23 protein-coding genes are annotated in these 25,118 nt (G+C 70.4%); 19 read left to right on the top strand and 4 right to left on the bottom strand.

Going from position 1 to position 25,118, the window contains the following annotated elements:
• Position 1 precedes the first annotated feature (1 nt).
• The 6 genes from AB0M54_RS22015 (at position 2) to AB0M54_RS22040 (ending at position 5,752) form a co-directional block, all read left to right on the top strand.
• A complete protein-coding gene (locus tag AB0M54_RS22015) occupies positions 2 to 1,156 on the top strand; it encodes a glycosyltransferase family 4 protein (protein ID WP_364323485.1) in 1,155 nt (384 codons plus the stop codon).
• A gap of 33 nt (positions 1,157 to 1,189) precedes the next feature.
• Complete coding sequence (locus AB0M54_RS22020; RefSeq protein WP_364323487.1) at positions 1,190 to 1,717, top strand: hypothetical protein; 528 nt, start codon at positions 1,190 to 1,192, stop codon at positions 1,715 to 1,717.
• A gap of 99 nt (positions 1,718 to 1,816) precedes the next feature.
• A complete protein-coding gene (gene pdxS, locus AB0M54_RS22025; protein ID WP_364323489.1) occupies positions 1,817 to 2,731 on the top strand; it encodes a pyridoxal 5'-phosphate synthase lyase subunit PdxS in 915 nt (304 codons plus the stop codon).
• Complete coding sequence (pdxT, locus tag AB0M54_RS22030) at positions 2,728 to 3,330, top strand: pyridoxal 5'-phosphate synthase glutaminase subunit PdxT (RefSeq protein ID WP_364323491.1); 603 nt, start codon at positions 2,728 to 2,730, stop codon at positions 3,328 to 3,330. Before pdxS ends, pdxT begins: the two co-directional genes overlap by 4 nt.
• Before the next feature lie 29 nt (positions 3,331 to 3,359).
• On the top strand, positions 3,360 to 4,112 hold the full coding sequence (locus AB0M54_RS22035) for a YebC/PmpR family DNA-binding transcriptional regulator (RefSeq protein ID WP_364323493.1): 753 nt from the start codon (positions 3,360 to 3,362) through the stop codon (positions 4,110 to 4,112).
• A gap of 53 nt (positions 4,113 to 4,165) precedes the next feature.
• Positions 4,166 to 5,752 (top strand): methyl-accepting chemotaxis protein, encoded by a 1,587-nt coding sequence (locus AB0M54_RS22040; RefSeq protein ID WP_364323495.1) that lies wholly within the window; start codon positions 4,166 to 4,168, stop codon positions 5,750 to 5,752.
• On the opposite strand, the gene AB0M54_RS22045 is transcribed toward AB0M54_RS22040, so the two are convergent.
• Positions 5,749 to 6,255 (bottom strand): hypothetical protein, encoded by a 507-nt coding sequence (locus tag AB0M54_RS22045; RefSeq protein WP_364323497.1) that lies wholly within the window; start codon positions 6,253 to 6,255, stop codon positions 5,749 to 5,751. The genes AB0M54_RS22040 and AB0M54_RS22045 overlap by 4 nt on opposite strands.
• Positions 6,256 to 6,358: 103 nt before the next feature.
• On the opposite strand from AB0M54_RS22045, the gene ruvC reads away from it, so the two are divergent.
• The 8 genes from ruvC to AB0M54_RS22085 all read left to right on the top strand — a co-directional run bounded on the left by ruvC (position 6,359) and on the right by AB0M54_RS22085 (position 16,838).
• The gene (gene ruvC, locus AB0M54_RS22050; RefSeq protein WP_364323499.1) at positions 6,359 to 6,925 is read left to right on the top strand and encodes a crossover junction endodeoxyribonuclease RuvC; all 567 of its coding nucleotides are present in this window, start codon (positions 6,359 to 6,361) and stop codon (positions 6,923 to 6,925) included.
• The gene (gene ruvA / locus AB0M54_RS22055) at positions 6,922 to 7,527 is read left to right on the top strand and encodes a Holliday junction branch migration protein RuvA (protein ID WP_364323501.1); all 606 of its coding nucleotides are present in this window, start codon (positions 6,922 to 6,924) and stop codon (positions 7,525 to 7,527) included. The genes ruvC and ruvA overlap by 4 nt, the downstream gene beginning before the upstream one ends.
• Positions 7,524 to 8,570: a Holliday junction branch migration DNA helicase RuvB gene (gene ruvB / locus AB0M54_RS22060; protein WP_364323503.1), complete on the top strand. Its 1,047-nt coding sequence runs from the start codon at positions 7,524 to 7,526 to the stop codon at positions 8,568 to 8,570. Before ruvA ends, ruvB begins: the two co-directional genes overlap by 4 nt.
• A gap of 164 nt (positions 8,571 to 8,734) precedes the next feature.
• Entirely contained in the window at positions 8,735 to 9,070 is a 336-nt protein-coding gene (gene yajC, locus AB0M54_RS22065) for a preprotein translocase subunit YajC (RefSeq protein WP_364473546.1), read from the top strand.
• Between the two features lie 144 nt (positions 9,071 to 9,214).
• Positions 9,215 to 11,137, top strand: a complete 1,923-nt coding sequence (gene secD, locus AB0M54_RS22070) for a protein translocase subunit SecD (RefSeq protein ID WP_364473402.1) — start codon at positions 9,215 to 9,217, stop codon at positions 11,135 to 11,137.
• A 1-nt stretch (position 11,138) separates the two neighbouring features.
• Positions 11,139 to 12,404: a protein translocase subunit SecF gene (secF, locus tag AB0M54_RS22075; protein WP_364473404.1), complete on the top strand. Its 1,266-nt coding sequence runs from the start codon at positions 11,139 to 11,141 to the stop codon at positions 12,402 to 12,404.
• Positions 12,405 to 13,734: 1,330 nt separating this feature from the next.
• Positions 13,735 to 14,268 carry an adenine phosphoribosyltransferase gene (locus AB0M54_RS22080; protein WP_364323509.1) on the top strand — a complete coding sequence of 178 codons (534 nt, stop codon included), beginning with the start codon at positions 13,735 to 13,737 and terminating at the stop codon, positions 14,266 to 14,268.
• Positions 14,269 to 14,384: 116 nt separating this feature from the next.
• The gene (locus AB0M54_RS22085; protein ID WP_364473406.1) at positions 14,385 to 16,838 is read left to right on the top strand and encodes a RelA/SpoT family protein; all 2,454 of its coding nucleotides are present in this window, start codon (positions 14,385 to 14,387) and stop codon (positions 16,836 to 16,838) included.
• Between the two features lie 98 nt (positions 16,839 to 16,936).
• Here the strand turns inward: AB0M54_RS22085 and AB0M54_RS22090 are convergent, their stop codons facing one another.
• Positions 16,937 to 17,818, bottom strand: a complete 882-nt coding sequence (locus AB0M54_RS22090; protein WP_364473408.1) for a peptidylprolyl isomerase — start codon at positions 17,816 to 17,818, stop codon at positions 16,937 to 16,939.
• Between the two features lie 31 nt (positions 17,819 to 17,849).
• Complete coding sequence (locus AB0M54_RS22095) at positions 17,850 to 18,722, bottom strand: peptidylprolyl isomerase (RefSeq protein WP_364473410.1); 873 nt, start codon at positions 18,720 to 18,722, stop codon at positions 17,850 to 17,852.
• 153 nt (positions 18,723 to 18,875) lie between these two features.
• Here AB0M54_RS22095 and AB0M54_RS22100 point away from each other — a divergent pair, with 153 nt between their 5' ends.
• Positions 18,876 to 19,559: an MBL fold metallo-hydrolase gene (locus AB0M54_RS22100; protein WP_364473412.1), complete on the top strand. Its 684-nt coding sequence runs from the start codon at positions 18,876 to 18,878 to the stop codon at positions 19,557 to 19,559.
• Positions 19,560 to 19,574: 15 nt separating this feature from the next.
• Complete coding sequence (gene hisS, locus AB0M54_RS22105) at positions 19,575 to 20,879, top strand: histidine--tRNA ligase (protein WP_364473414.1); 1,305 nt, start codon at positions 19,575 to 19,577, stop codon at positions 20,877 to 20,879.
• Here hisS and AB0M54_RS22110 read toward each other — a convergent pair.
• Complete coding sequence (locus AB0M54_RS22110) at positions 20,873 to 21,373, bottom strand: PaaI family thioesterase (protein WP_364323523.1); 501 nt, start codon at positions 21,371 to 21,373, stop codon at positions 20,873 to 20,875. The genes hisS and AB0M54_RS22110 overlap by 7 nt on opposite strands.
• 54 nt (positions 21,374 to 21,427) lie before the next feature.
• Between AB0M54_RS22110 and AB0M54_RS22115 the strand changes: the two genes are divergently transcribed.
• The 3 genes from AB0M54_RS22115 to cphA all read left to right on the top strand — a co-directional run bounded on the left by AB0M54_RS22115 (position 21,428) and on the right by cphA (position 24,842).
• Complete coding sequence (locus AB0M54_RS22115; RefSeq protein ID WP_364473416.1) at positions 21,428 to 21,901, top strand: helix-turn-helix domain-containing protein; 474 nt, start codon at positions 21,428 to 21,430, stop codon at positions 21,899 to 21,901.
• Between the two features lie 49 nt (positions 21,902 to 21,950).
• The gene (locus AB0M54_RS22120; protein WP_364473418.1) at positions 21,951 to 22,091 is read left to right on the top strand and encodes a hypothetical protein; all 141 of its coding nucleotides are present in this window, start codon (positions 21,951 to 21,953) and stop codon (positions 22,089 to 22,091) included.
• 69 nt (positions 22,092 to 22,160) lie between these two features.
• Positions 22,161 to 24,842 carry a cyanophycin synthetase gene (cphA, locus tag AB0M54_RS22125; RefSeq protein WP_364473420.1) on the top strand — a complete coding sequence of 894 codons (2,682 nt, stop codon included), beginning with the start codon at positions 22,161 to 22,163 and terminating at the stop codon, positions 24,840 to 24,842.
• The last annotated feature ends 276 nt before the right edge of the window (positions 24,843 to 25,118 follow it).

Here is a 25,118-nt window from a genome sequence, read left to right on the forward strand (position 1 = left end):
CGTGCGGATCGGGATCGTGTCGCCGTACTCGTTCGACGTGCCCGGCGGGGTGCAGAACCACATCGTCGACCTGGCTGAGGCGCTGATCGGGCTGGGCCACGAGGTCTCCGTGCTGGCCCCGGCCGACGAGGACGCCGAGCACCCGCCCTATGTCGTGCCGGCCGGCCGGGCGGTGCGTTTCCCGTACAACGGTTCGGTGGCCCGCATCTCGTTCGGCCCGGTCTCGTCGGCGCGGGTCCGGCGCTGGCTGTCCCGCGGCGATTTCGACGTGCTCCATGTGCACGAGCCGTTCGTGCTCAGCCTGTCGATGCTGGCCGTGCTGCGCACCCGTGGCCCGGTCGTGGCCACCTTCCACACCGCGATGACCCGGTCCCGGGCGCTGGCCGCGGCGCAGGGCATGTTGCAGCCGTTGATGGAGAAGATCACCGCGCGGATCGCGGTCAGTGAGCTCGCCCGCAAGGTGCAGGTGGAACACCTGGGCGGCGGCGCGGTGGAGATCCCCAACGGGGTCGCGGTGGCCAAGTTCGCCGGGGCCGAACCGCTGCCCGGCTGGCCCGGCGAGGGCGGCACGCTGGGCTTCCTGGGCCGGTTCACCGAGTCACGCAAGGGCTTTCCGATCCTGCGTACGGCGTTCGTCACGCTGGCCCGGCGCCGGCCCGGGCTGCGGCTGCTGGTGGCCGGCCCCGGCGACCGCGCCGACCTCTACGACCTGTTCCCGGCCGACGTTCGTGACCGGGTCGAGTTCCTCGGGCTGGTCAGCGAGCAGGACAAGGCGAGAATGTTACGCAGCGTGGATGTCTACGTCGCGCCGAACACGGGCGGTGAGTCCTTCGGGATGATCCTCACCGAGGCCATGGCGGCCGGCACCACCGTCGCCGCGAGCGACCTGGACGCCTTCCGCCGGGTGCTGGACGGCGGCCGGGCCGGGGCGCTCTTCCCGACCGGCGACGCGGCCGCGCTCACCGCCCTGCTGGACGAGTTGCTGGACGATCCCGCGCGGCGCAAGGACCTGGCGGCGGACGCGGTCAAGGCGGTCGCGGCCTTCGATTGGCCGAGCGTAGCCGGGCGGGTACTCGAGGTGTACGCCGCGGCGATCGAGGCCACCGACGGGCGCGTGATCGACGTGGAGTGGTCGGAACCACGTTCGGGCCGGTAACTCTTCGAAACCAACGCGCACTACCATTCCGGCATGCGTATGGTGCTGGGCTTAGCGGCGGTGATCGTCGTGCTGTGCGCGTACCTGTATTGGACCGCCCACCGGGTCGAGCGGGTGCACGTCCGTTCCGCCTCCGCGTTCCGGGCCCTCGACCAGCACCTTCTCCGCCGGGCGGCGGCCGCCGCCGTGGTCGCCGAGCACACCGACAACGCCGAGCTGTACGCCGCCGCCCGCCTCGCCCTGGACGCGGCGCCGGACGGGCGCGAGGCGGCCGAGAACGACCTGTCCCGCCAGCTGGCGAGCGTGCCACTGCCCCCGGGCGACGAGGCCACCCGGGCGCTGGTGGCCACCAGCCGCCGCGTGACGCTGGCCCGCCAGGTGCACACCGACACGGTCCGTGACGCCCTGCGCGCCCGGCGGCGCCCGGTGGTCCGGGTCTTCGGGCTGGCCCGGCGCTACCCGCGACCGGCGTACTTCGACATCGTCGAGCCGGTCCTGCCGGAGCTGCCGGTGGTCATCGCGCCTCGCGCCCAACCGGCCGCGGCCGTCGAAGCGGCCTGATCGGCGAAGGCCACCTTCCCCTCGATTGGCCCTCGTTGGCCCCTTCCACCGCTCCTAGAATCCTCCTCGCAAGCCCACGAGCGTGAGGAGCGGTATCCAGTGTCCGAGAGCGCAGCATCCACGACGCAGCAGCCGGCGGTCGGCACGGCCCGGGTCAAGCGCGGCATGGCCGAGATGCTCAAGGGCGGTGTGATCATGGACGTGGTCACCCCGGAGCAGGCGAAGATCGCCGAAGACGCCGGCGCGGTCGCCGTGATGGCGCTCGAGCGGGTCCCCGCCGACATCCGCGCGCAGGGGGGCGTCTCCCGGATGAGCGACCCCGACATGATCGACGGCATCATCGCCGCGGTGTCCATCCCGGTGATGGCCAAGGCCCGGATCGGCCACTTCGTCGAGGCCCGGGTGCTCCAGGCGCTCGGTGTCGACTACGTGGACGAGTCCGAGGTGCTGACCCCGGCCGACTACGCCAACCACATCGACAAGTGGCAGTTCACCGTGCCGTTCGTGTGTGGCGCGACCAACCTGGGCGAGGCGCTGCGCCGGATCACCGAGGGCGCGGCCATGATCCGCTCCAAGGGCGAGGCCGGCACCGGCGACGTCTCCAACGCCACGACACACATGCGCCAGATCCGGCAGCAGATCCGCCGGCTGCAGAACCTCCCTCCGGATGAGCTCTATGTCGCGGCCAAGGAGCTGCAGGCGCCGTACGAGCTGGTCAAGGAGGTGGCCGAGGCGGGCAAGCTGCCGGTTGTGCTGTTCACCGCGGGCGGCATCGCCACCCCGGCCGACGCGGCCATGATGATGCAGCTCGGCGCCGAGGGCGTCTTCGTCGGCTCGGGCATCTTCAAGGCCGGCAACCCGGCCCAGCGCGCCGCCGCGATCGTCAAGGCCACCACGTTCCACGACGACCCCGAGATGATCGCCAAGGTCTCCCGCGGTCTGGGCGAGGCCATGGTCGGCATCAACGTGGAAGAGGTGCCGCAGCCGCACCGGCTCGCCGAGCGTGGCTGGTGACCTTCTCCATCGGCGTCCTGGCGTTGCAGGGTTCGGTCCGGGAGCACGCCGAGGCCCTGTCGTCATGCGGGGCCGGCGCGCTTCCGGTGCGCCGGCCCGAGGAGCTGGACGCGGTCGACGCCCTGATCATCCCGGGCGGCGAGTCGACCGTGATGAGCAAGCTGGCCATCACGTTCGAGCTGCTGGAGCCGATCCGCAAGCGGATCGCCGGCGGGATGCCGGTGTACGGCTCCTGCGCCGGAATGATCATGCTGGCCTCGACGGTGCTGGACGGACGGCCCGACCAGGAGACCTTCGGCGGCATCGAGATGACGGTCCGGCGCAACGCGTTCGGGCGGCAGGTCGAATCATTCGAGGGCCCGGTCGACATCTCCGACATCTCGGGCGGGCCATTCGAGGCGGTCTTCATCCGGGCGCCGTGGGTTGAGCAGGTGGGACCGGAGGTGCAGGTGATGGGCCGCGTCACAGCCGGCCCGGCCGCCGGTAGGATTGTCGCCGTCCGGCAGGGCAACCTGCTCGCCACGGCTTTCCACCCGGAGCTCACCGGCGACCTTCGCGTGCACCGGTACTTCGTCGAGATGGTCCGCCGGGCCGCCTGACGAACGACGGATTCACACGGAGGTAACGCATGTCCGGCCACTCCAAGTGGGCGACGACCAAGCACAAGAAGGCCGTCATCGACGCCAAGCGCGGCAAGATGTTCGCCAAGCTGATCAAGAACGTCGAGGTCGCGGCCCGGGTCGGCGGTGGTGATCCGTCCGGTAACCCCACGCTCTACGACGCCATCCAGAAGGCGAAGAAGAGCTCGGTCCCCAACGACAACATCGCCAACGCGGTCAAGCGCGGCTCCGGCCTCGAGGCCGGCGGCGCCGACTGGCAGACGATCATGTACGAGGGCTACGGCCCCAACGGCGTCGCCCTGCTGATCGAGTGCCTCACCGACAACCGCAACCGCGCGGCGACCGAGGTCCGCACCGCGCTGACCCGCAACGGCGGCACCTTCGCCGACGCCGGGAGCGTGTCGTACCTGTTCAACCGCAAGGGCGTGATCATCGTCCCCAAGGGTGAGCTGACCGAGGACGACCTGATGATGGCGGTGCTGGAGGCCGGCGCCGAGGAGATCAACGACCTGGGCGAGTCGTTCGAGGTGGTCAGCGAGCCGACCGACCTGGTCGCGGTGCGCACGGCGCTGCAGGACGCGGGCATCGACTACGACTCGGCCGAATCCTCCCTGGTCCCGACCATGACGGTCGAGGTCGACGAGGACGCCGCCCGCAAGGTCCTCAAGCTGATCGACGTCCTGGAAGACTCCGACGACGTCCAGAACATCTACGCCAACTTCGACGTCTCCGACGAGGTCATGGCCAAGATCGACGCCTGACCGCTTTCCCGGTTCGGTCCCGCGACCCACCCACGGCGCGCGATAGTGCGTTCGTGGGCTGGTTCGCGAATCTGGGCGTCAATCTGAAGATCGTCCTGGCGGTCACCGTGGCGGTGGCCGTCACGGTCGTCGTGGGGATCGTCGGGCTGTTGCACTTGCGCGACGCCAGCCACTCGGCGCAGGTGATCTACACCAGCAACTTCGGCGGGCTCGAGAGCGTGTCCCGGGTCAAGGCGGCGATCGTGCATGCCCGGCTGGCCGCGGCGAACCAGGCGATCTCGCAGAACGATGCCGACATGCGGTCGTACGCCCAGGGCTTCGCCTCCCGTGTCGACGAGTACGAGCAGGCGCTGGCGCTGTACCGCGACAGCGAGCCGGCCGGCAACCCGGCCACCGTCGCGGCCCTGGACACCGCCTTCCGGTCCTACGTCACGATCGCCCAGAACGACCTGTTCCCGGCCGGCGCCCGCGACGACCTCGCCGCCTGGGCGAAGACCCGGGACGAGCGGGTCACGCCGCTGATGAAACAGGTCGACAGCTATCTCGAGGAATTGGATCGGTCGGAGCGCACGGTCGCGGCCGCGAACGCCGCCTCGGCCGCGAACGGCTACGACACCGGGCGGCTCACCTCGATCCTGGTCATGGTGCTCGGCTCGGTGCTGGCGCTGGTGCTCGGCCTGATGGTGGCCCGGCGGATCGTCGCGTCGCTGCGCCGGGTGCAGGGTGTCTGCGACGCGCTGGCGGCCGGCGACCTGACCCGGACCAGCGGGGTGGTCTCCCGGGACGAGCCCGGCCGGATGGCCCAGTCGCTGGACGCCGCGATCGAGAACCTGCGCGGCACGGTACGCACCATCGACGGCTCGGCCACCTCGCTGGCCGGGGCCGCCGAGGAGATGAGCAGCACCGCCGAGCAGATCGAAGCCTCCGCGCAGAACGCCTCCACCCAGGCCCGGGCCGCCTCCGCCGCGGCCGAGGAGGTGTCCCGCAGCGTCGAGACCGTCTCGGCCGGCGGCGAGGAGATGGGCGCCTCCATCCGGGAGATCTCGCAGAACGCCACCGAGGCCGCGCGGGTGGCGGCCGAGGCGGTCAGCGTCACCACCGCCACCTCGCAGACCATGAACAAGCTGGGCGAGTCGTCGGCCGAGGTCGGCAACGTGATCAAGGTGATCACCGCGATCGCCGAGCAGACCAACCTGCTGGCCCTGAACGCCACCATCGAGGCCGCCCGCGCCGGTGACGCCGGCAAGGGGTTCGCCGTGGTCGCGTCCGAGGTCAAGGACCTGGCGCAGGAGACCGCCCGGGCCACCGAGGACATCTCCCGCCGGATCGAGGCGATCCAGGCCGACACCTCCGGCGCGGTCAGCGCGATCGAGGAGATCTCGTCGGTGATCGCGCGGATCAGCGACTTCCAGACCACGATCGCCTCGGCCGTGGAGGAGCAGACCGCCACCACCAGCGAGATGAACCGCAGCGTGAGCGAGGCGGCGGCGGGCACCAACGAGATCGCCCGGAACATCATCGTGGTCGCCGACGCGACGATGGTGACCAGCCAGAGCGTGGCCGACACCCGGCAGGCGACCACCGAGCTGGCCCGGATGTCGGGCGACCTCAACGCGCTGGTGGCCGGCTTCCGCTACTAGTAGTAGTCCGGGTTGCTCGGGATCAGGCTGAGGAAGACGCCGATCGTCACCACGATGACGATGACCGTACGCACGATCTTGTGGATCTGGGCCCGGCGCCGGGCGTACGTCCACGCGATCGCGGCCTCGGCCATCGGCGCGGTCGACGAGCGGACCGTCGACGCCAGCACCTCGGCCTTACGGGCGGCGTAGCTCGCCGGGTAGTACGCCACCTGGTAAACCGGCCGCAGCACCCGCACCTCGACCTGGTAGATCTGGTCGTCCCGCCACTGCTTGCTCCGCAGCTGAAGCCGCCGGACGGTGAACGCGCGCGCCTCGTCGGCGTGGGAGAGGCGGGCGCGCAGGCCCAGCCGGCGCCAGTGCAGAGCCAAATCGCTGAGCACCAGGGCGGCGATGCCGGCGGCCTGGTCGGCCCCGTCGGTCAGACGATTCGCCTCCGCGGTCATCCACGGCAGACGGTCCGCGACGAACTCGACGAACTCCTGGGGAGGTTCGTCGGCCATCGGCGGGACGAGATACACGTCTCAGCTTGGAGGTGTGTCGCTGGTGCCGCAAGATGCGCCATCCACTACTGTCGTCGAACATACGTACAGGAGGTTGCCGCTGATGCGCGTGCTCGGCATCGACCCGGGGCTCACCCGCTGCGGCGTCGGCGTCGTCGAGGGTGTGCCGGGCCGGCAGTGCAAGCTGGTCGCCTACTACGTGGTCTACACCGAGCCCGACGACGACATCGCGCTGCGGCTGCTCCACCTCGACGAGTCGCTGGCCGAGCTGGTCACCGAACATCAGCCCGAGAGCGTGGCCGTCGAGCGGGTGTTCTCCCAGCACAACGTCCGGACGGTGATGGGCACGGCCCAGGCCAGCGCGGTCGCGATCCTGGCCGGGTCGCGCGCCCGGCTGCCCGTGCAGACCTACACGCCGAGCGAGGTCAAGGCGGCGGTCACCGGCTCCGGCACGGCGGGCAAGGCCCAGGTCACCTCGATGGTCACCCGGCTGCTCGGGCTCGACGAGCCACCCAAGCCGGCCGACGCCGCCGACGCCCTCGCCCTCGCCATCTGCCACATCTGGCGTGGCGGCACCCGGGCCCGCATCGAGGCGGCGGCGGCCAAGGCCAAGCAGATCGCGGCCGCGCAGCGTACGGCCCAGCGCCGGGTCAGGGGAGGGGTTCGATGATCGCCAGCGTACGGGGAGTGGTCGCGTCGATCGCGCCGGACAGCGCCGTGATCGAGGTCGGCGGGGTCGGGATGCAGCTGCAGTGCGCGCCCGGCACGCTGGCCGGGCTCAAGCCGGGCCATGAGACCCGGCTGGCGGCGAGCCTGGTGGTCCGGGAAGACTCGCTCACCCTCTACGGCTTCGCCGACGACGACGAGAAACAGCTCTTCGAGCTGCTCCAGACGGCGAGCGGGGTGGGACCACGTCTCGCTCAGGCGGTGCTCGCGGTCCATCACCCCGATGCCGTACGCCGGGCGATCAGCGGCGGCGACCTGACCGCGCTGACCAAGGTCCCGGGCATCGGCAAGAAGGGCGCCGAGCGGATGGTCCTCGAACTCCGCGACAAGATCGGCCCGGTCGGCGTGCTCGGCGCGGCGGCCACCGGCCCGCTCCGGCCCGGCGACTGGCAGGACCAGGTCCGGCAGGGTGTGCTCGCCCTGGGCTGGACGGCGTCGCAGGCCGACCAGGCGGTGGCCGCGGTCGCCGAGACCGTCGACGGTGAGGTGCCACCCGTGCCCGTGCTGCTCCGTCAGGCGATCCGCCTGCTCGGGCGTACCCGATGAACGACGATCTGGTCTCTCCCGAAGCCGACGAGAACGACCTCGACGCGGAAGCCAGCGTCCGGCCCCGCCGGCTCGCCGACTTCATCGCTCAACACCGGGTCCGCGACCAGCTCGACCTGCTGCTGCAGGGCGCCCTGAAACGCGGCACCCCACCCGACCACATCCTGCTCTCCGGCCCGCCCGGCCTCGGCAAGACCACCCTGGCCAACATCGTGGCGGCCGAACTGGGGAGCGGCATCCGCACCACCAGCGGCCCGGTGATCGAGCGGTCCGGCGACCTGGCCGCCATCCTGACCGGTCTGGCCGAAGGCGACGTGCTGTTCATCGACGAGATCCACCGCATCGCCAAGCCGGCCGAAGAACTGCTCTACAGCGCGATGGAAGACTTCCGGGTCGACGTGATCGTCGGCAAAGGACCGGGCGCCACCGCGATCCCGCTCGACGTGGAACCGTTCACCCTGGTCGGCGCGACCACCCGGGCCGGGCTGCTGTCCGGGCCGATGCGCGACCGGTTCGGCTTCGTCGCCCACCTCGACTTCTACTCGCCGGACGACCTCGACGCCCTGCTGCACCGCTCGGCACGGATCCTCGGCGTGCCGATCACGGCCGACGGCGCCCGCGAGATCGCCGGACGCTCCCGGGGCACGCCGCGCATCGCCAACCGGCTGCTCCGCCGGGTCCGTGACTACGCCGAGGTCCGGGGCGACGGCGTGGTCACCCACGACGCGGCGCGCGCGGCGCTCAAGGTCTACGACGTCGACGCGCTCGGGCTCGACCGGCTCGACCGGGCGGTGCTGCGGGCGCTGATCGAGTCGTTCCGGGGCGGGCCGGTGGGGCTGTCCACGCTGGCCGTGGCGGTCGGCGAGCAGTCCGACACGGTGGAAGAGGTGTGCGAGCCGTTCCTGGTGCGTGCGGGGCTGCTGGCGCGTACGCCGCGGGGCCGGGTCGCCACCGAGGCGGGCTGGCTGCACCTGGGCAAGACACCGCCGTCGGACGGGCGGGCCGTGCAGGCCGACCTCTTCGCCCGCGATGACACCCGTTAGGGGGATGGCGGAAAACCCGCTGTAATCGGACCGATACCAGTGCCGCGTAGGGACTTCCCAGCTAGAGGGATTAGACTCGCCGCCGATCGAGTGGGATGTGTATCCCCCAGGAAGGCTTTCTCGTGCCAAATTTCGCAGCGGCAGCACAGGGCGGCGGCAGCTTCATGCCGCTCGTGCTCATCGTCCTGCTCTTTGCCGTCATGTATTTCATGATGATCCGCCCGCAGCAGAAGCGGCGTCGTGAGGCCCAGGCGATGCAGTCGTCCCTCGGCCCCGGCGACGAGATCGTCACCATCGGCGGTCTGCACGCGACCGTGGTCTCGGTCGACGACGACGTGGTCACCGTGGAGATCTCGCCCGGCGTCCACGCCCGTTTCGCCCGGCCGGCCATCGCCCGTGTTCTGACCCAGAACTCGGTCGAGGAGCCCGAGCCCGAGCCCGAGGTTCCGGTCTCGGACGAGCCGGTCAGCCCGGTCGTCGAGACCCGCAAGAACGACTGACCCCTTCCGTCGGCTGCCCCAAGCGTGACGGGGCAGCCGACGATGTGAAAAATAGGCATAATCGTCGCGGCGCGGGCTGTCGGCGATGTCCGTCATGCCCACCCCACCTCGCCGGCCCATTCCGTACTAGGGAGATTCACAGCCGTGGCACGACCACCACAGGGGCAGCAACATCCCGGGCGGCAACTCGCCGTGCTCGGCCTGATCTTCATCATCCTCTATCTCGTGGCCTTCTTCGGCTTCGGCGCCAAGGGGCCGATCTCCGAACGCCTGCACCCCAAGCTCGGCCTCGACCTCATCGGTGGCACCCAGGCCACCTACGTGGCGTCGCTGGAATCCAACGGCCAGGCGCCCTCCCAGGCGAGCATGGAAGAGGCCCGGCGGATCATCGAGAGCCGGGTCAACGCGCTCGGCGTCTCCGAGGCCGAGGTGGTCATCGAGGGCAACCGCAACATCGTGGTGTCGCTCGCCGGTGAGGGCAACGACGAGCTGAAGAACGTGGGCCAGGCGGCGCAGATGCGCTTCCGCAAGGTCCTCCAGGCGACCGGCGACGTGGCCGCGCAGGCGATCAACCCGCCGCAGCCCAGCGCCGCGCCGTCCGCCCCGGCGCCCGGCGCCTCCGGCGGCGCGCCCAGCGCCCCCGCCCCGCCGGCCCCGTCCGGTGGCAGCGGCGGCCAGGGTGGCGGCGAGCTCGAGAAGGCGCCCGCCCCCAGCACCCCGCCGAGCGCCCCCGCGTCGGCCGCGCCCGCTCCGGCGCCGTCGCCGTCCGGGTCCGCCGAGCCGGTGCCCGCCGACAAGAAGGCGCTGATCGCCCAGGTCGAGAAGAAGGTCGGCCCGGCCATCTACGCCGCCGCGGCCAAGCTCACGGCCCCGGTCGACCTGCAGACCAACCCCACCGCGGGCAAGCAGTTCGCGCCGTTCAACACGCTCAGCGGCCCCGAGGTCAACGCGCTCTCCCCGCAGATGCAGTACTTCGTCCCGACGATCAGCTGCGACCAGCTCAACGGGCGTCCCAACGGTGCCATCGACGACGCCAAGTCGCAGGTCACCACCTGCCAGAGCGGCGCCAAGATGCTGCTCGACGTGGCCAAGGTGGTCGGCACCGACATCGCCACCGCCAGCCCGCAGCTCGACCAGCAGCAGGGCCAGTGGGTCGTCTCGCTCGACTTCACCTCGGCCGGCCAGGCCAAGTGGACCGCGCTGACCCGTGAGGCGTTCACGCCGGCCAGCGGCGACACCTGCCTCACCGCCGCCCAGGCGGTCTCCTCCGGCGCGACCCACTGCCTCGTCGCCGTGGTGCTCGACAAGGAGATCATCTCGGCGCCGGAGATCCAGGGCGTCCTCTCCGGCCAGTCCCAGATCACCGGCCAGTTCACCCCGGTCTCGGCCCGCGAGCTGGCCAACCAGATCAAGTACGGCGCGCTGCCGGTCACCTTCGAACCGGCCACCGCCCAGACCGTCTCGGCCACGCTCGGCATCGAGCAGCTCGAGGCCGGCCTGCTCGCCGCCGGCATCGGCATGGCGCTGGTCGCGATCTACGCGTTCTTCTACTACCGCCTGCTCGGCACGGTGATCTTCCTCAGCCTGATCCTCTCGGGTCTGCTGACCTTCGCCGCGCTCGTCGCGCTCGGCCGCTCCACCGGGTTCACCCTGACCCTCGCCGGCATCGCCGGTTTCATCGTGTCGCTGGGTGTCGCCGCCGACTCGTTCGTCATCTACTTCGAACGACTCAAGGACGAGATCCACGAGGGTCGAAGTCCGCGAAGCGCGGTGCCCCGAGCCTGGGCCCGGGCGCGGCGTACCATCATCTCCGCGAACACCATCACGATCATGGCCGCCGTGGTGCTCTACGTCGTGTCGGTGGGCGTGGTCCAGGGCTTCGCGTTCGCGCTGGGCCTTTCCACGATCCTCGACCTCGTCGTGGTGTTCCTGTTCCGCCACCCGATCATGACGCTGTTCGCGAACACCAAGGCGTTCCTGTCGCCACGGGTCAGCGGCCTCGGCCGTGTCCTGAAAAACGCCACCACCGACGAGCCGGTCAAGGGCCGGCGCGTGAAGGAGGCCTGACATGGCCAAGCAGGGACTCGCCGATCGCCTCTACCGGGGCGAAGCGAACATCAACATCGTGGGCCGCCGCAACACCTGGTTCATCGCGGCCGCCGTCCTCGTCCTCATCGCGATCGGCAGCTTCGTGTTCCGGGGCTTCGAACTCGGCATCGAGTTCTCCGGCGGCACCCAGATCATCATGCCGGCCGACGTCGGCACCAAGGAGGAAGCGCAGACCGCCGTCGAGCGCGCCATCTCCACCGCCGGCGTCGCCGAGGAAGCCCAGGTCACCGCGGCCCAGCAGCTGGGCAACGGCCCCGACGCGACCTACTCGGTGCGCACCTCGGCCCTCACCCAGGAGGAGTCCACCGCGGTGAAGTCCGCGCTGGTCGCCGACCTGGGCGTGCCGGCCGGCGAGGTCAGCGACAACCGCGTCTCCGCGGCCTGGGGCGGCCAGGTCACCCGGCAGGCCCTCATCGGCCTCGCGGTGTTCCTGGTGCTCGTCATGGCGTACCTGGTCATCCGCTTCGAATGGCGCATGGCGGCCGCGGCCGTCTCGTCACTGCTGCTCGACCTGATCCTCACCGCCGGCGTCTACTCGCTGGTCGGCTTCGAGGTGACCCCGTCGACGGTGATCGGCTTCCTCACGATTCTGGGCTTCTCGCTCTACGACGTGGTCGTGGTGTTCGACAAGGTCCAGGAGAACACCCGGGGAATCACCGCCGGCAGCACCCGCACCTACTCCGAGGCGACCAACCTGGCGGTCAACCAGACCCTGATGCGTTCCATCAACACGGGCCTGGTCGCCCTGCTCCCGGTCGGTGGCCTCCTCTTCATCGGCGCCGGCCTGCTCGGGGCGGGCACCCTGAAAGACCTCGGCCTGGTCCTCTTCGTCGGCATGGGCCTCGGCGTCCTGTCGTCGATCATGTTCGCGGCGCCGCTGCTGACGGCCCTGAAGGACCAGGAGCCCCGCATCAAGTCCCACACGGCCCGAGTCCTGGCCCGCCGGGGATCGGCCCGCTCGGGCGACGTGGCCCCGAGGTCGGAGCGCAAGAAGAGCACCAAGTCGTCGGTCTCCGCCGCGTCCGGCTCCCCGGGCGCCTCGGACTCCGCGGACGCCTCGGACGAAGAGGTGGCGCCGGTGCCGGACGACGCCCCGGTCAACTCGTCGGCCATGGCGGCTTCGGCGCCGCGGCCGGGTGCCCGTCCCACCTCGGGGCGGAACACCAACCGTGGCGGGCGTCCTGGGGCGTCCGGGAATCGGCCTGGGGGTAAGAAGCGTCGCTGACGTTTTTGGTTTCTTCGAACGGCCCGCCAGTTGGCGGGCCGTTCTGTTTGCCTGCGGTGGCGGCCTTTCGCCCGGCTCCGTTCTTTGGTCACCGTGGGGGCTGGGGCGGGGGCTTCAGGTTGCGGTTCGCCTGGCTTGAGGTGGCTGCATTTGTCGCTGAGCGTGATGTCGTGTGCGGTGCTCGCCTTGGCCTGCGTTGGCTTGGTGGTCGCGCTCTGGGAGGCCTTAGGTCGCGGCGGCCGGTAGCGGTTTCCGGATGCCGTGTCAGTACTTCACGCTTCAGGTCGCCGACAGTCGTGCGCTTCCGTTGTGCCGTGGCGTTGAGCAGCGCACTCGTTGCCCTTTGCTCTGAGCGCGTATAGGCAACACGGCTCTCGCCGCCGTGCTTCTGCTCGCGTGTGTTGTCGCTAGGTCGCTTGCTGGTGCGGGTATGCGCGGCATTGCGGCGCGTTCGGTCGACCGGGGCTTCCTTGTTGCGCTCGCTGGTGCTCGTGTGAGGAGCGTTGGTTGATGTGGCGCCCGGAGCTGGGGCCTGGGCTTGTGTGAGCTAGAACTTGGCACGGCGGGGGCTGTGGATAGCGGGCGAATCGTCGTGAACGAGGCCTACGTTGAACGCCCACCCAGTGTTGGGGTGGGGGAGGCGGAGGATCGTCGATCAGCGCAACCCACCCCCCACCGAAGGGGGCGCACGGTTGGCGGTTGTGCGCGAGGAACGCTGGCGTAGTTCAGCTCGGCTTTCGCGCACTTGCGCTGGACGGACTTCTGCTCGTCGACTCTGCCTCGGCAGGCCAGTGCGGAGCCGCTCATTCCTCAGCAAGGGGGGACTCCGCTGGTCCGGCGGGGTTCCGGGGGCTCAGACGCCGCCGTCGCCTGAGGAGTATCCGCAGGCTCAAACTTCTGCTTCCCGCCTTGGCTGCTTGGTCTTGGCGCGGATGCCGGAGGATGCGCTGATCTCGAAGCTGCTCGCGGCCGGGCGTACGAGGACACCTGGATTGTCTCGTTCGTGGTGTTTTGCCGGGACGCCGCTTGCGCACTGCTCGGGCCGGGTTGGCGGTGTTGGCTTCGGCGCCTTCGCGGACGGGCTTCTGGCGCCGGGGTTGGTCGCGAGGTGCGCATCGGCCACTGACACAACGAGCCGCGCACCAGCCTGGCGTGTTCGATGAGCCATCGAGGAACGCTGGGGTGGCGGGCGCGACCCAGCTCCCACTGTTACCAGAGAACCAAAGCCGGGAGCCACCATCGTCGGTGAGCGGCACCACCAACAAACAACCCGGAGGCGGCGCACGGAGCGCGCGGGCCGCTCCACGACAGGGGCCGATAGGGTTGCCGGGTGAGTGAGACGGATCTGGCCGCCGTGGTGGCCGGCAGTGTGCTGGATGTGCCGGATTTCCCGCGGCCCGGGATTGTGTTCAAGGATCTGATGCCGTTGTTCGCCGACGCCGCGGCGTTTCGGCGGGTGGTTGACGGGATTGTTGAGTACTACGGGGCCGGGTCGTTCGATGTGGTGGCCGGGATCGAGGCTCGCGGGTTTGTTGTCGCCGCGGCCGTTGCCTATGCCTCTGGTACGGGGGTGGTGCCGGTGCGCAAGGCGGGGAAGCTGCCTCGGGCGGTGCACTCGGCTTCGTACGCGCTGGAGTATGGGGAAGCCACGCTCGAAGTGCATCAGGATGCGTTTGTGGGTGGGCAGCGGGTGCTGGTGGTGGATGATGTGTTCGCGACCGGCGGTACTGCCTCGGCGGCTCTTGATCTTGTCGAGCGGGCCGGCGGAGTGGTCGCGGGGTTCACGGTTCTGATGGAGCTGGGGTTCCTTGAGGGGCGGAAGCGGCTGGCACCGCGTGAGGTGCATGCGCTCCTGACCGTTTAGTCCGAGTATGCGCCTGTGAGGGGCACCCATTTCGGGTGTTCGTCGCTGGGTATGCGGGAAGAGCAGACGGGTAGGATGGCGTTCCCAAGCAGGTGAGCAGTGAGGTGAGGAGGCCGGTGTCCAGCGACGTCGCACCCTCGACGGAGGACACGGTGCAGCCGGGCGGCTCGAGCGCGGCGGCCGAGGCCGTGTCGCCCGCCGCGGTGGAGAAGCCGGCTGAGCCGCCCGCGACCACGCCGGCCGAGAAGGCCGAGCCCGAGGTCGCCCCGCCGATGCCTCCGGCCGAAGAGGCTGCCGCCACGTTCGGGCTGGCCAGCGCGCCGACCGGGCGCCGGGTTCGGGCCCGGCTCGCCCGGTTCAACGCGCCGTGGCAGAGCACGCAGGTCAGCGAGGTTCTCGAGCCGCTGATCGCGACCCATCGGGCCTCGCACCCGAAGGCCGACGGGCGGGCGTTGCAGCGGGCCTTCGACGTCGCCGCGCGGTGGCATTCGGGGCAGTACCGCAAGTCCGGCGACCCGTACATCACACATCCGCTGGCCGTGGCGACGATTCTGGCCAACCTCGGGATGGACACCACCACGCTGGTGGCGGCGCTGCTGCATGACACGATCGAGGACACCGACTACTCGCTCGACTCGATGAAGGAAGACTTCGGGCCCGAGGTGGCGCTGCTGGTCGACGGCGTGACGAAGCTCGACCGGGTGAAACTGGGCGACGCGGCCAAGGCCGAGACGATCCGCAAGATGGTCGTGGCGATGGCCAAGGACCCGCGGGTGCTCGTCATCAAGCTGGCCGACCGGCTGCACAACATGCGTACCCTCACCTTCCTGCCGCGGGCCAAGCAGGAGCAGAAGGCCAAGGAGACGCTGGAGATCCTCGCGCCGCTGGCCCACCGGCTCGGTATGAACACGATCAAGTGGGAGCTCGAGGACCTCGCGTTCGGCACGCTGTTCCCGAAGCGGTTCGAAGAGATCAACCGGCTCATCGGCGAGCACCAGCCGCAGCGTGAGGCGTTGTTGCGCCAGGTGACGAACCGGGTCTCGCTCGACCTCAAGTCGGCGAAGATCAAGGCCGAGACGACCGGCCGGCCCAAGCACCTCTACTCGATCTATCAGAAGATGATCGTGCGGGGCCGCGACTTCAACGACATCTACGACCTGGTCGGCGTGCGGATCCTGGTGGACACCGTGCGTGACTGCTATGCGGCGCTCGGGGTGATCCACGCGAACTGGCAGCCGGTGCCGGGCCGGTTCAAGGACTACATCGCGATGCCGAAGTTCAACATGTACCAGTCGTTGCACACGACGGTGATCGGCCCGACCGGCAAGCCGGTCGAGATGCAGATCCGTACGTTCGCGATGCACCGGACGGCGGAGTTCGGCATCGCCGCGCACTGGAAGTACAAGGAGCAGAAGGGCGCGACGATCGTCGGGCCGCCGGCGCACATCGACGAGATGACCTGGCTGCGGCAGCTTCTCGACTGGCAGCGGGAGGCGAGCGACCCGTCCGAGTTCCTGGACGCGTTGCGCTTCGACCTGTCCAGCCAGGAGGTGTACGTCTTCACGCCGAAGGGCGACGTGATCCCGCTGCCGACCGGGTCGACGCCGGTCGACTTCGCGTACGCGGTGCACACCGAGGTCGGCCACAAGTGCATCGGCGCCCGGGTGAACGGCAAGCTGGTGCCGCTGGAGTCCACGTTGTCCAACGGCGACGTGATCGAGATCTTCACGTCGAAGTCGGCGACGGCCGGCCCGACGCAGGACTGGCTCGGGTACGTGAAGAGCCCGCGGGCGCGTACGAAGATCAGGCAGTACTTCAACAAGGAACGCCGCGAGGAAGCGATCGAGATCGGCAAGGAGTCGATCGTCAAGGCGATGCGCAAGCAGGGTCTGCCCCTGCAGCGCATGATGACGAGCGAGAACCTGCAGACGATCGCCCGCGACCTGCACCTGGCCGACCTGGCGTCGCTCTACGCGGCGGTCGGTGACAGCACCGTCTCGGCCCAGTCCGTGGTGCAGAAGCTGGTGGCCGGCTTCGGTGGCGAGGAAGGCGCGGTCGAGGACATCGCCGAGACCGCCGTCGCGACCCGCCCGCCGCGCAACCGCGGCACCGCACAGGACCCGGGCGTGGTGGTCAAGGATGTCAGCGACGTCTGGGTGAAGCTGGCCCGCTGCTGCACGCCGGTGCCGGGCGACGCCGTCTTCGGCTTCGTCACCCGCTCCGGCGGCGTGAGCGTGCACCGCGAAGACTGCGCGAACGCGGAAGACCTGCGTGAGCAGAGCGAGCGTGTGGTCGAGGTGACGTGGAAGCCGACGTCGGCGTCCACGTTCCTGGTGGCGATCCAGGTCGAGGCGCTCGACCGGCACAAGTTGCTGGCCGACGTGACCCGGGTGCTGTCCGAGGAGCGGGTGAACATCCTGTCGGCCACGGTGACCACGACCCGCGATCGGGTGGCGGTCAGCCGGTTCACGTTCGAGATGGCCGACCCGAAGCACCTGGGCCACCTGGTCGCCGCGGTGCGTAAGGTGGACGGCGTGTTCGACGCATACCGCGTGACGTCCGGCGCATAAGCAAGAGCGGCTGCCCCCGGTAAGCAAAAGCGGCGGGCCCCGGTGAAGGAGCCCGCCGCGATCGAAGACGCGATCGACGAAGGTTAAGCAGACGAAGGTTAAGCAGCCGCCATCGCCAGGGACTTGATCTCGATCTCGACCTTGGGGTGCCCGTCACCGGGGCCGTTCGCATCGTCCACGCCGCCCTTGGCGACCTTCTGGATGATGTCCATGCCCTTGGTGATGCTGCCCAGCAGGGTGTAGTCGGGCGGGAGCGGCGTCTCGCCGTACACGATGAAGAACTGGCTGCCGGTCGAGCCCGGCTCCTGGGTCTTGGCCATCGCGATCGAGCCGACCGGGTACGCGCCCGCGTTGGCGCCACTGCCGTCGGCCGGCGGGGACGCGCCGCCACCGGCCGCGTTGGTCGGCAGGTTCTCCTCGGCGTACCGGAAGCTGGGGCCGCCGGTACCGTCGGTCTTGCGGTAGCCCTTGCCCTTGGCGGTCGGGTCACCACACTGGAGCACCTTGATGCCCTGGGTGGTCATCCGGTGGCACTTGGAGCCGTCCCAGAATTTCTTGCTGGCGAGGAACTCGAAGGCGGACGCGGTGCACGGCGTCTTCGACTTGTCCACAGTGGCCTCGACGACGCCCAGCGAGGTGGTCATCGTCAGGGTGTCCTTGCCGATGTTCGAGGCGCTCGCCGGCGGGGTGCCGACGTCGACCGGCTTGGCGCCGCCCTGGGCCTCGCCACCGGCCTCGGGCGTCCAGGTGCAGGCGACCGTGCCGGGCGGGGGCGCGCCGGCCACGTTCTTCGGCTTGTCGTCGTTGCCGAGCGCGGTGACCAGCCAGATGGCTCCACCGGCGACGACCACGACGGCGATTGCCGCACCGATGATGGTCTGCCGCTGACGGCGCTTCCGGGCGGCCTCGGCGCGCTCGGCCATCTCCTTCTCGAGCCGGGCCCGCGCCGCCGCGCGCTGCCGGTCCTTTATCGACGACACGGTTGTCCTCCTGCTTTGCTGACTGACCTACTCAGGACTGGGTGCTCGCCGACGGAGCGGGCGCGGGTGCGTCGCCGGCCACGGCGTCGCCCACCGTCAGCGTCTGGATGAGAATCTTGTCCTTGGGCTTCACCTTGTCGCCCGCGGCGTTCGCCACGGTCGGCAGCTTGGCGATCTTGGTGAGCGTGTCCTGGCCACCGGTGACCTTGCCGATGATCGGGTACTGCGCCTGGTCCTTCGGCGCGTAGTCCTTGAAGAACACCAGGAACTGGCTGCCGTTGTTGCCCGGCGGGTCGCTGATCAGGGCGACGGTGCCGGCCGGGTACGCCGGCGGGGTGGCCGGCGAGGCCGGGGCCGACGGGGCGGCGGAGGGCAGGGTCGGGACGTCCTCGTTGTAGAACGTGTAGGTCGGACCGCCGAGCCCGTCGCCGCCGGGGTCACCGCAGCGCAGCGCGCCATACGCGGTGATCTCGGTGCATTCGGTGTTGTCGTAGAACTTCTTCGACGCCAGGTAGAACATGCTCTCGCCGCCGCACGGGGCGGTCGTGAGGTTCAGGTCGGCGGTGATCGGCGCGCCCTGGTTGGTGGTGATCGTCAGCGGCCGGGTGCCGGTGGTCGGGATGCCGTCGGCCGGCGGGGTGCCGACGTCCTTGAGGGAAGGAGTGTTGGCGGCGTTCTGCGGGGTCCACACGCAGATGTCGTCGGCGGCGGGGTCGACCGGCGGTTTGCTGTCGAAGACGCCGCCCAGCCAGGCGATGCCGCCGGCGATCAGCAGGACCGCCAGGCCGGCGCCCACACCGGCCCGCAGCCGCCGGGTGCGGCGCTGCTGGACGGCACGCTTCTCCAACTGGCGATCGAGCTTCGCCCGGGCGAGCTTGCGCTGCCGGTCCTTGCTGGGTGTCACCCGGTGTTCCCTTCCCGTTCGCACTGTGGCGGAGGCCTCACGCCACACCGCGAGAGAGTGTACGGGTATGGGCTGAGAAAGTGGTGTGCGGCTGTCCCGGATAGGCTCATAGGATTCCGACACCGGTAAAAACCGCGAGAGGAGCACCCCGCCGTGCTGGTCACCGGCTTCCCCGCGGAGGCGTTCGGCACGAACTGTTATGTCGTGGCGTCCGCGCCCGGCGAGCAGTGCCTGATCGTCGACCCGGGAATCGGGGTGCTCGACGACCTGGCCGAGGTGCTGGCCGAGCACCGGCTGCAACCGGCCGCCGTGCTGCTCACCCACGGGCACCTCGACCACACCTTCTCGGTGGCGCCGGTGTGTGGCGCCCGAGGCATCACGGCCTATCTCCACCCGGCCGACCGCGAGATGCTCGCCGACCCGCAGAAGGGTCTGAGCATGAACCTCGACCAGCTCTTCGGCGGGCGGCTGCCCTATGCCGAGCCCGACGATGTCGCCGAGCTGACCGACGGCGCCACGCTGAGCCTGGCCGGGCTCGAGGTGACCGTCGACCACGCGCCGGGCCATACCGGCGGGTCGGTGCTGTTCCGCCTGCCCGGCGCCGGCAGCCGGTGGGAGACCGAGCAGGTCTGCCTCTCCGGTGACGTGCTCTTCGCGGGTTCCATCGGACGCACCGACCTGCCGGGCGGCAGCACCGACACGATGCTGACCAGCTTGCGGGACAAGATCCTGCCGCTGTCCGACGACACCGTCGTCCTGCCCGGCCACGGCCCCGAGACGACCATCGGCCGTGAGCGCGCCAGTAACCCGTACCTCCGGGAACTGGTCGCTCGATGAAGAAAGCGAAACACCGTGCCTATTTCCGGCTTCCCTGAGTGGCTCCCGCCCCAGCGGATGATCGAGCAGTACGTCCTGGACCGCATCCGGACCACCTTCGAGCTGTACGGCTTCGCGCCCCTGGAGACGCGTGCCGTCGAGCCCGTCGACACCTTGCTGAGCAAGGGCGAGACGTCGAAGGAGGTCTACCTGCTGCGCCGGCTCCAGGAAGATCCCCGCGACCGGACCGATGACACGCTGGGCCTCCACTTCGACCTGACCGTGCCATTCGCGCGGTTCGTGGTGGAGAACGCGGGCAAGCTCAACTTCCCGTTCCGCCGCTACCAGATCCAGAAGGTGTGGCGGGGCGAGCGCCCGCAGGAGGGCCGGTACCGCGAGTTCCTCCAGGCCGACATCGACGTGGTCGACCGTGACACGCTGCCGTTCCACTACGACACCGAGATGCCGCTGGTGATCGGTGACGTGTTCGCCGGCCTGCCGATCCCGCGGGCCACGATCCTGGTCAACAACCGCAAGGTGTGCGAGGGCTTCTACCGGGGGCTCGGGCTGGCCGACACCGATCAGGTCCTGCGTACCGTGGACAAGCTGGACAAGATCGGCCCGGAGAAGGTCGCCGATCTGCTGATCGAGACCGCCGGCGCCTCGGCGAGCCAGGCCGCGGCCTGCCTCGAGCTGGCCGCGATCTCGGCCGTGGACGGCTCGTTCGCCGACGCGGTGGCCAAGCTCGGCGTCAGCGATCCGCTGCTCGACGAGGGTCTGGCCGAGCTGCTCCGGGTGGTGGAGACGGCCGGGCGGCACGCGCCGGGTCTGGTGCGGGCCGAGCTGAAGATCGCGCGCGGCCTCGACTACTACACCGGCACCGTCTACGAGACCCAGCTCGAGGGGTACGAGCGCTACGGCTCGATCTGCTCCGGCGGCCGCTACGACAACCTGGCCGCCTCGGGCAACGAGCGGTTCCCCGGCGTGGGTATCTCGATCGGGGTGTCCCGGATGCTCGGGCTGCTGTTCGGGCACGACGCGTTGTCCGTGTCCCGCAAGGTGCCGACCTGCGTGCTGGTGGCGCTGCCGAACGAGGAGCAGCGGCCCGACTGCGACCGGATCGCGGCGTCGCTGCGCGGCCGGGGGATCAGCACCGAGGTGGCGCCGGTCCCGGCGAAGTTCGGCAAGCAGATCCGGTTCGCCGAGCGGCGCGGCATTCCGTACGTGTGGTTCCCGGGCGAGACCGACGAGGTGAAGGACATCCGCTCGGGCGCGCAGGTGGCGGCGGACGCGGCGACGTGGTCGCCGCCGGCCGAAGACCTGCAGCCCGCCTTTTACTGAGAAAAGATCATGCAGGTCGAGGTGGCGTGCGCGGCGAGCCGGCCCTGGGCGTCGGTGAGCCGCGCCTCGGCCAGCGCGGTCCGGCGGCCGCGCTGGAGCACCGAGCCGGTGCAGGTCAGCCGGCCCGAGGCGATGGTGATCGGGCGCAGGAACTTCACCGTCAGGTCGAGCGAGGTGTAGCCGACCCCGGCCGGCAGCGTCGACTGCACCGAGCAGGCGGCGGCAGTGTCGAGCAGCGTGGAGATCACGCCGCCGTGCACCGAGCCGAGCGGGTTGTAGTGGAACTCCTGCGGCTCGAGGAACACGCTGACGCTGCCCTCCTCGACCGCGATCCCCTCGGCGCCGATCAGCCGCATGACCGGCGGGGCCGGCAGGTCGCCCTTGACCATGGCCTGCAGCAGCTCGAGGCCGGTCGCCCCACCCGCCAGCGTGGGGCCGTACGCGGCCGGGTCGGACCACTCGAAGGTGCGGGTGCGAGGCTGGGTCTGGGTCATGGACGCAGTTCAGCACGGCTTGCTAGGTCTGTCAACAAGACCTAGCCTGGCGGCATGCACCCTCGAGCCCTCGACTACTCGGTGGACAACTGCACCATCGGCCGCGCCATGGAGATCCTCGGTGAGAAGTGGACGATGGTCGTGATGCGCGAGGTGTTCCAGGGGATCCGGCGCTTCGACGACATCCGGGTCCGCACCGCGATCCCGCGGCAGGTGCTGTCCAACCGGCTGGCCATGCTGGTCGAGACCGGCATGCTGCGCAAGGTGCCCTATCGCGATCCCGGCTCCCGGGAGCGCCACGAGTACCGGCCGACCGACAAGGGGCTGGAGATCTATCCGGTCCTGGTCACGATCGCCGCCTGGGGTGAGCGCTACCTGGCCGGGCCCGAGGGGCCGCCGCAGATCTTCGTGCACCGCGACTGCGGGGCCGAGGTGCACGCCGAGCTGCACTGCGCGGCCGGCCATCACATCACCGGCAACCGGGACGTCGTGGGCGAGCTCGGACCCGGCGCTACGCTGCGCGGGTGAACTGGGCGCCCCTGCGGAACCGGATGCCCAGTACGTCGAGGTCTACCTGGTGCCCACCTGGGCCGAGCACCTGGCCCAGCACGAGGACCGGCTGACCGGCGCCGACGAACGCGCCGAGGAGGCCGCGGCCGCGCTGGCCTCGGGCCCGCCCGAGGTGACCCACCTGCTGCCCGCGGACTCCACCGATTAGTCCAATGTTACGGATTTGTTCCGTTTACCCTTAAGCCCTATCCAAGCCGGGGCAACGGGGGCGGTCCGTGTGGAGATCATCAGTGTCCGTCACCTGCGCGGCCCGAACGTGCACGTCGCCCGCCCGGCCATGGTCGCCCGGCTCGGCCTGGGCGAGCTGACCGGCCGCGAGACCAGCGACGTCGAGGGCTTCCCGGAACGGCTGCTGCGGATGCTGCCCGGGCTGGCCGAGCACCACTGCGCGGCCGGCGTGCCCGGCGGGTTCGTGAGCCGGATGCGCGGCGGGACCTACTTCGGCCACGTGACCGAGCACGTCTGCCTCGAGTTGTCCCAGCGGATCGGCCGGGACGTGAGCTTCGGGCGGACCGTGTCCTCGGGCGTCCGCGGTGAGTACGACGTGATCGTCGAATGCCCGCCGGACGAGGCGCCGTTCGTGGGGGAGGCGCTGCTGGCCGCCGCGGTCGACCTGGTCCGGTCGGTCGTCGAGGGATCCGTCCCGGCCGAGCCGCCGCTGGAACGGTTGCGGGAACTGGTCGACCGCGCCGCCACCGGGCCCAGCACCTCGGCCATCGTGGCCGCCGCCCGCCGCCGCGGCATCCCGGTCGAACGCCTCACCGACCTCAGCCTGCTCCGCCTCGGCTGGGGCAACCGCCGCCGGATGGCCTGGGCGGCGATGACCGACCGGACCGGCGGCGTCGGCATCGACATCGCCGGGGACAAGCAGATCACCCGCGAGCTGCTGACCGACGCCGGCGTGCCGGTGGTGCCGGGCGGCGCGGCGGCCACCGCCGACGAGGCGGTCGCCTGGCTCTCGCGGCTGGGTGGTCCGGTCGTGGTCAAGCCCCGGTACGGCCGTCAGGGCGAGCACGTGGCGCTCGGGCTGACCACGCCGGCGCAGGTGGTCGCCGCGTTCACCGCGGCCGGCGGCGACGTGGTCGTGGAACGGCAGCTGCCCGGCCGCGACTACCGCGTGCTCGTGGTGGCCGGCGAGATCGTGGCCGTCGCCGAGCGGATCGCCGCCCACCTGGTCGGCGACGGCGAGCACACCGTCGGCGAGCTGATCGACCGGGCCAACGCCGATCCGCGCCGGGGCGAGGGCCACACCCGGGTGCTGACCCGGATGCGGGTCGACGAGGTGGCGGCCGAGGTGCTGCGCCGGCAGGGCTGCGCGCTGGCCACCGTCCCGGCGGCCGGGCGCGAGGTCTGGCTGCGGGAGAACGCCAACCTGTCCACCGGGGGCACCAGCCGGGACGTCACCGACCGGCGGCACCCCGACGTGTCCCGGCTCTGCCTGCGGGTGGCCGGGCTGGTCGGGCTGGACGTGGCCGGGATCGACCTGCGGCTGCCGGACATCGGCGAGCCGGTGCCACCGTCGGCCGACCCGTCGCTCACCAGCGCCGGGATCATCGAGGTGAACGCGGTCCCGGGCCTGCGGATGCACCTCGCCCCGGTGCAGGGCAAGGCCCGCGACGCCGGGGACGCGATCGTGGCGGCGATGTTCCCGGCCGGCTCGGACGGGCGGATCCCGCTGGCCTCGGTGACCGGGACCAACGGGAAGACCAGCGTGGCGCGGCTGGCCGCGTACCTGCTCGAAGGGTCTGGTCTGAAGGTTGGTCTGACCTGCACGGACGGCGTGAGCATCGACGGCCGGACGATCTACTCCGGTGACGCCACCGGGCCGCGCTCGGCGCAGATGGTGCTCGGCGACCCGGGTGTGCAGGCGGCCGTCCTGGAGACCGCGCGCGGTGGCATCCTGCGGCGTGGCCTGGGCTACGACTGGTCCGACGTCGGGGTCGTCACCAACATCACCGGCGACCACCTGGGCCAGGACGGGCTCGAGTCGATCGAGGACGTCGCGCACGTCAAGGCTCTGGTCGCGGAGCGGGTGAAGGACGGCGGCACGCTGGTGCTCAACGCCGACGATCCGTACGTCCGCAACCTGCCGGAGCGGCCGCGGGTGCGCGCCGAGCACAAGCGGATCGTCTGGTTCGCCGAGGACGCCCGGCTTCCGGTGGTGGACGCGCACCTGGCCAAGGGCGGGATGGCGTACGTGCTCCAGGACGGCTGGCTGGTGCAGGCGGTGGGCGCCCGGCGTACGCCGCTGATCCGGATCGCCGAGCTGCGCGGGGCGTACGGCGGCGCCGCGCCCTACCAGGCGATGAACGCGCTGGCGGCGATCGCGACGGCCCGGGCCATGGGCGCCTCGCAGGACGTGGTGCTGGAACGGCTGACCACCTTCGACCCGCCGTCGCACAACCCGGGGCGCGGCACCCTGCTGCGGCGCGGCGACGTCTCGCTGTTCGTGGACTCGGCGCACAACCCGGCGGCGCTCGCGGCCGCGCTGCGTACCCTCCACAAGCTCTTCGGCGCCGACCGGTGCCTGGCCGTGGTGACGCTGCCCGGCGACCGCCGCGACGACCTGATCGCCGCCTCGGCCCAGGTGCTCGCCGACGGGGTCGCGCGGGCCGTCCTGCACGAGGACGATGACCTGCGGGGACGCGCGCCGGGGGAGGTGGTCGCGCTGGTGGAGCGCGAGATGCGCGGGCGGCGGCCGGTGATGCGATCGGTACGGGCGGACGGCTACCGCGAGGCGGTCACGACGGCGCTGGGGATGGCCGATCCGGGCGACGTGATCCTGGTGCTCTACGAGAAGATGGCGCCGATGCTGGCGCTGCTCACCGAGCTCGGTGCGGTGCCGGCCGACCCGCTGGTCGTGCGAAAACGCCGCACCGCCCAGGTTGTGGCCGATTAAAGCATGATCGACGTCGAGCCATGGGCCGATCAGGCGAGGTTGCGCAGGTGAGGATGGCTGATCTCCATCGTTGGAGGGGGGCAAAAGCCACTCTCCGGATGGCGACTCTCCGTAATCATTGCCGGTGGGGCTGTCGGATATCTGGTTAAGACACCGACAAATATGCTCGGTGCGTAACCTCATGGCCACAGTTGGTATATCTATTCCAGAGTGGATTCCCCGATCGGGTGAGTAGCTCGACATCCGACGAATCCTGTCTAAATGGACGGCCCCCCT

Origin of the sequence: Actinoplanes sp. NPDC051470 (assembly GCF_040682035.1) — a bacterium.
GTDB lineage: Bacteria > Actinomycetota > Actinomycetes > Mycobacteriales > Micromonosporaceae > Actinoplanes.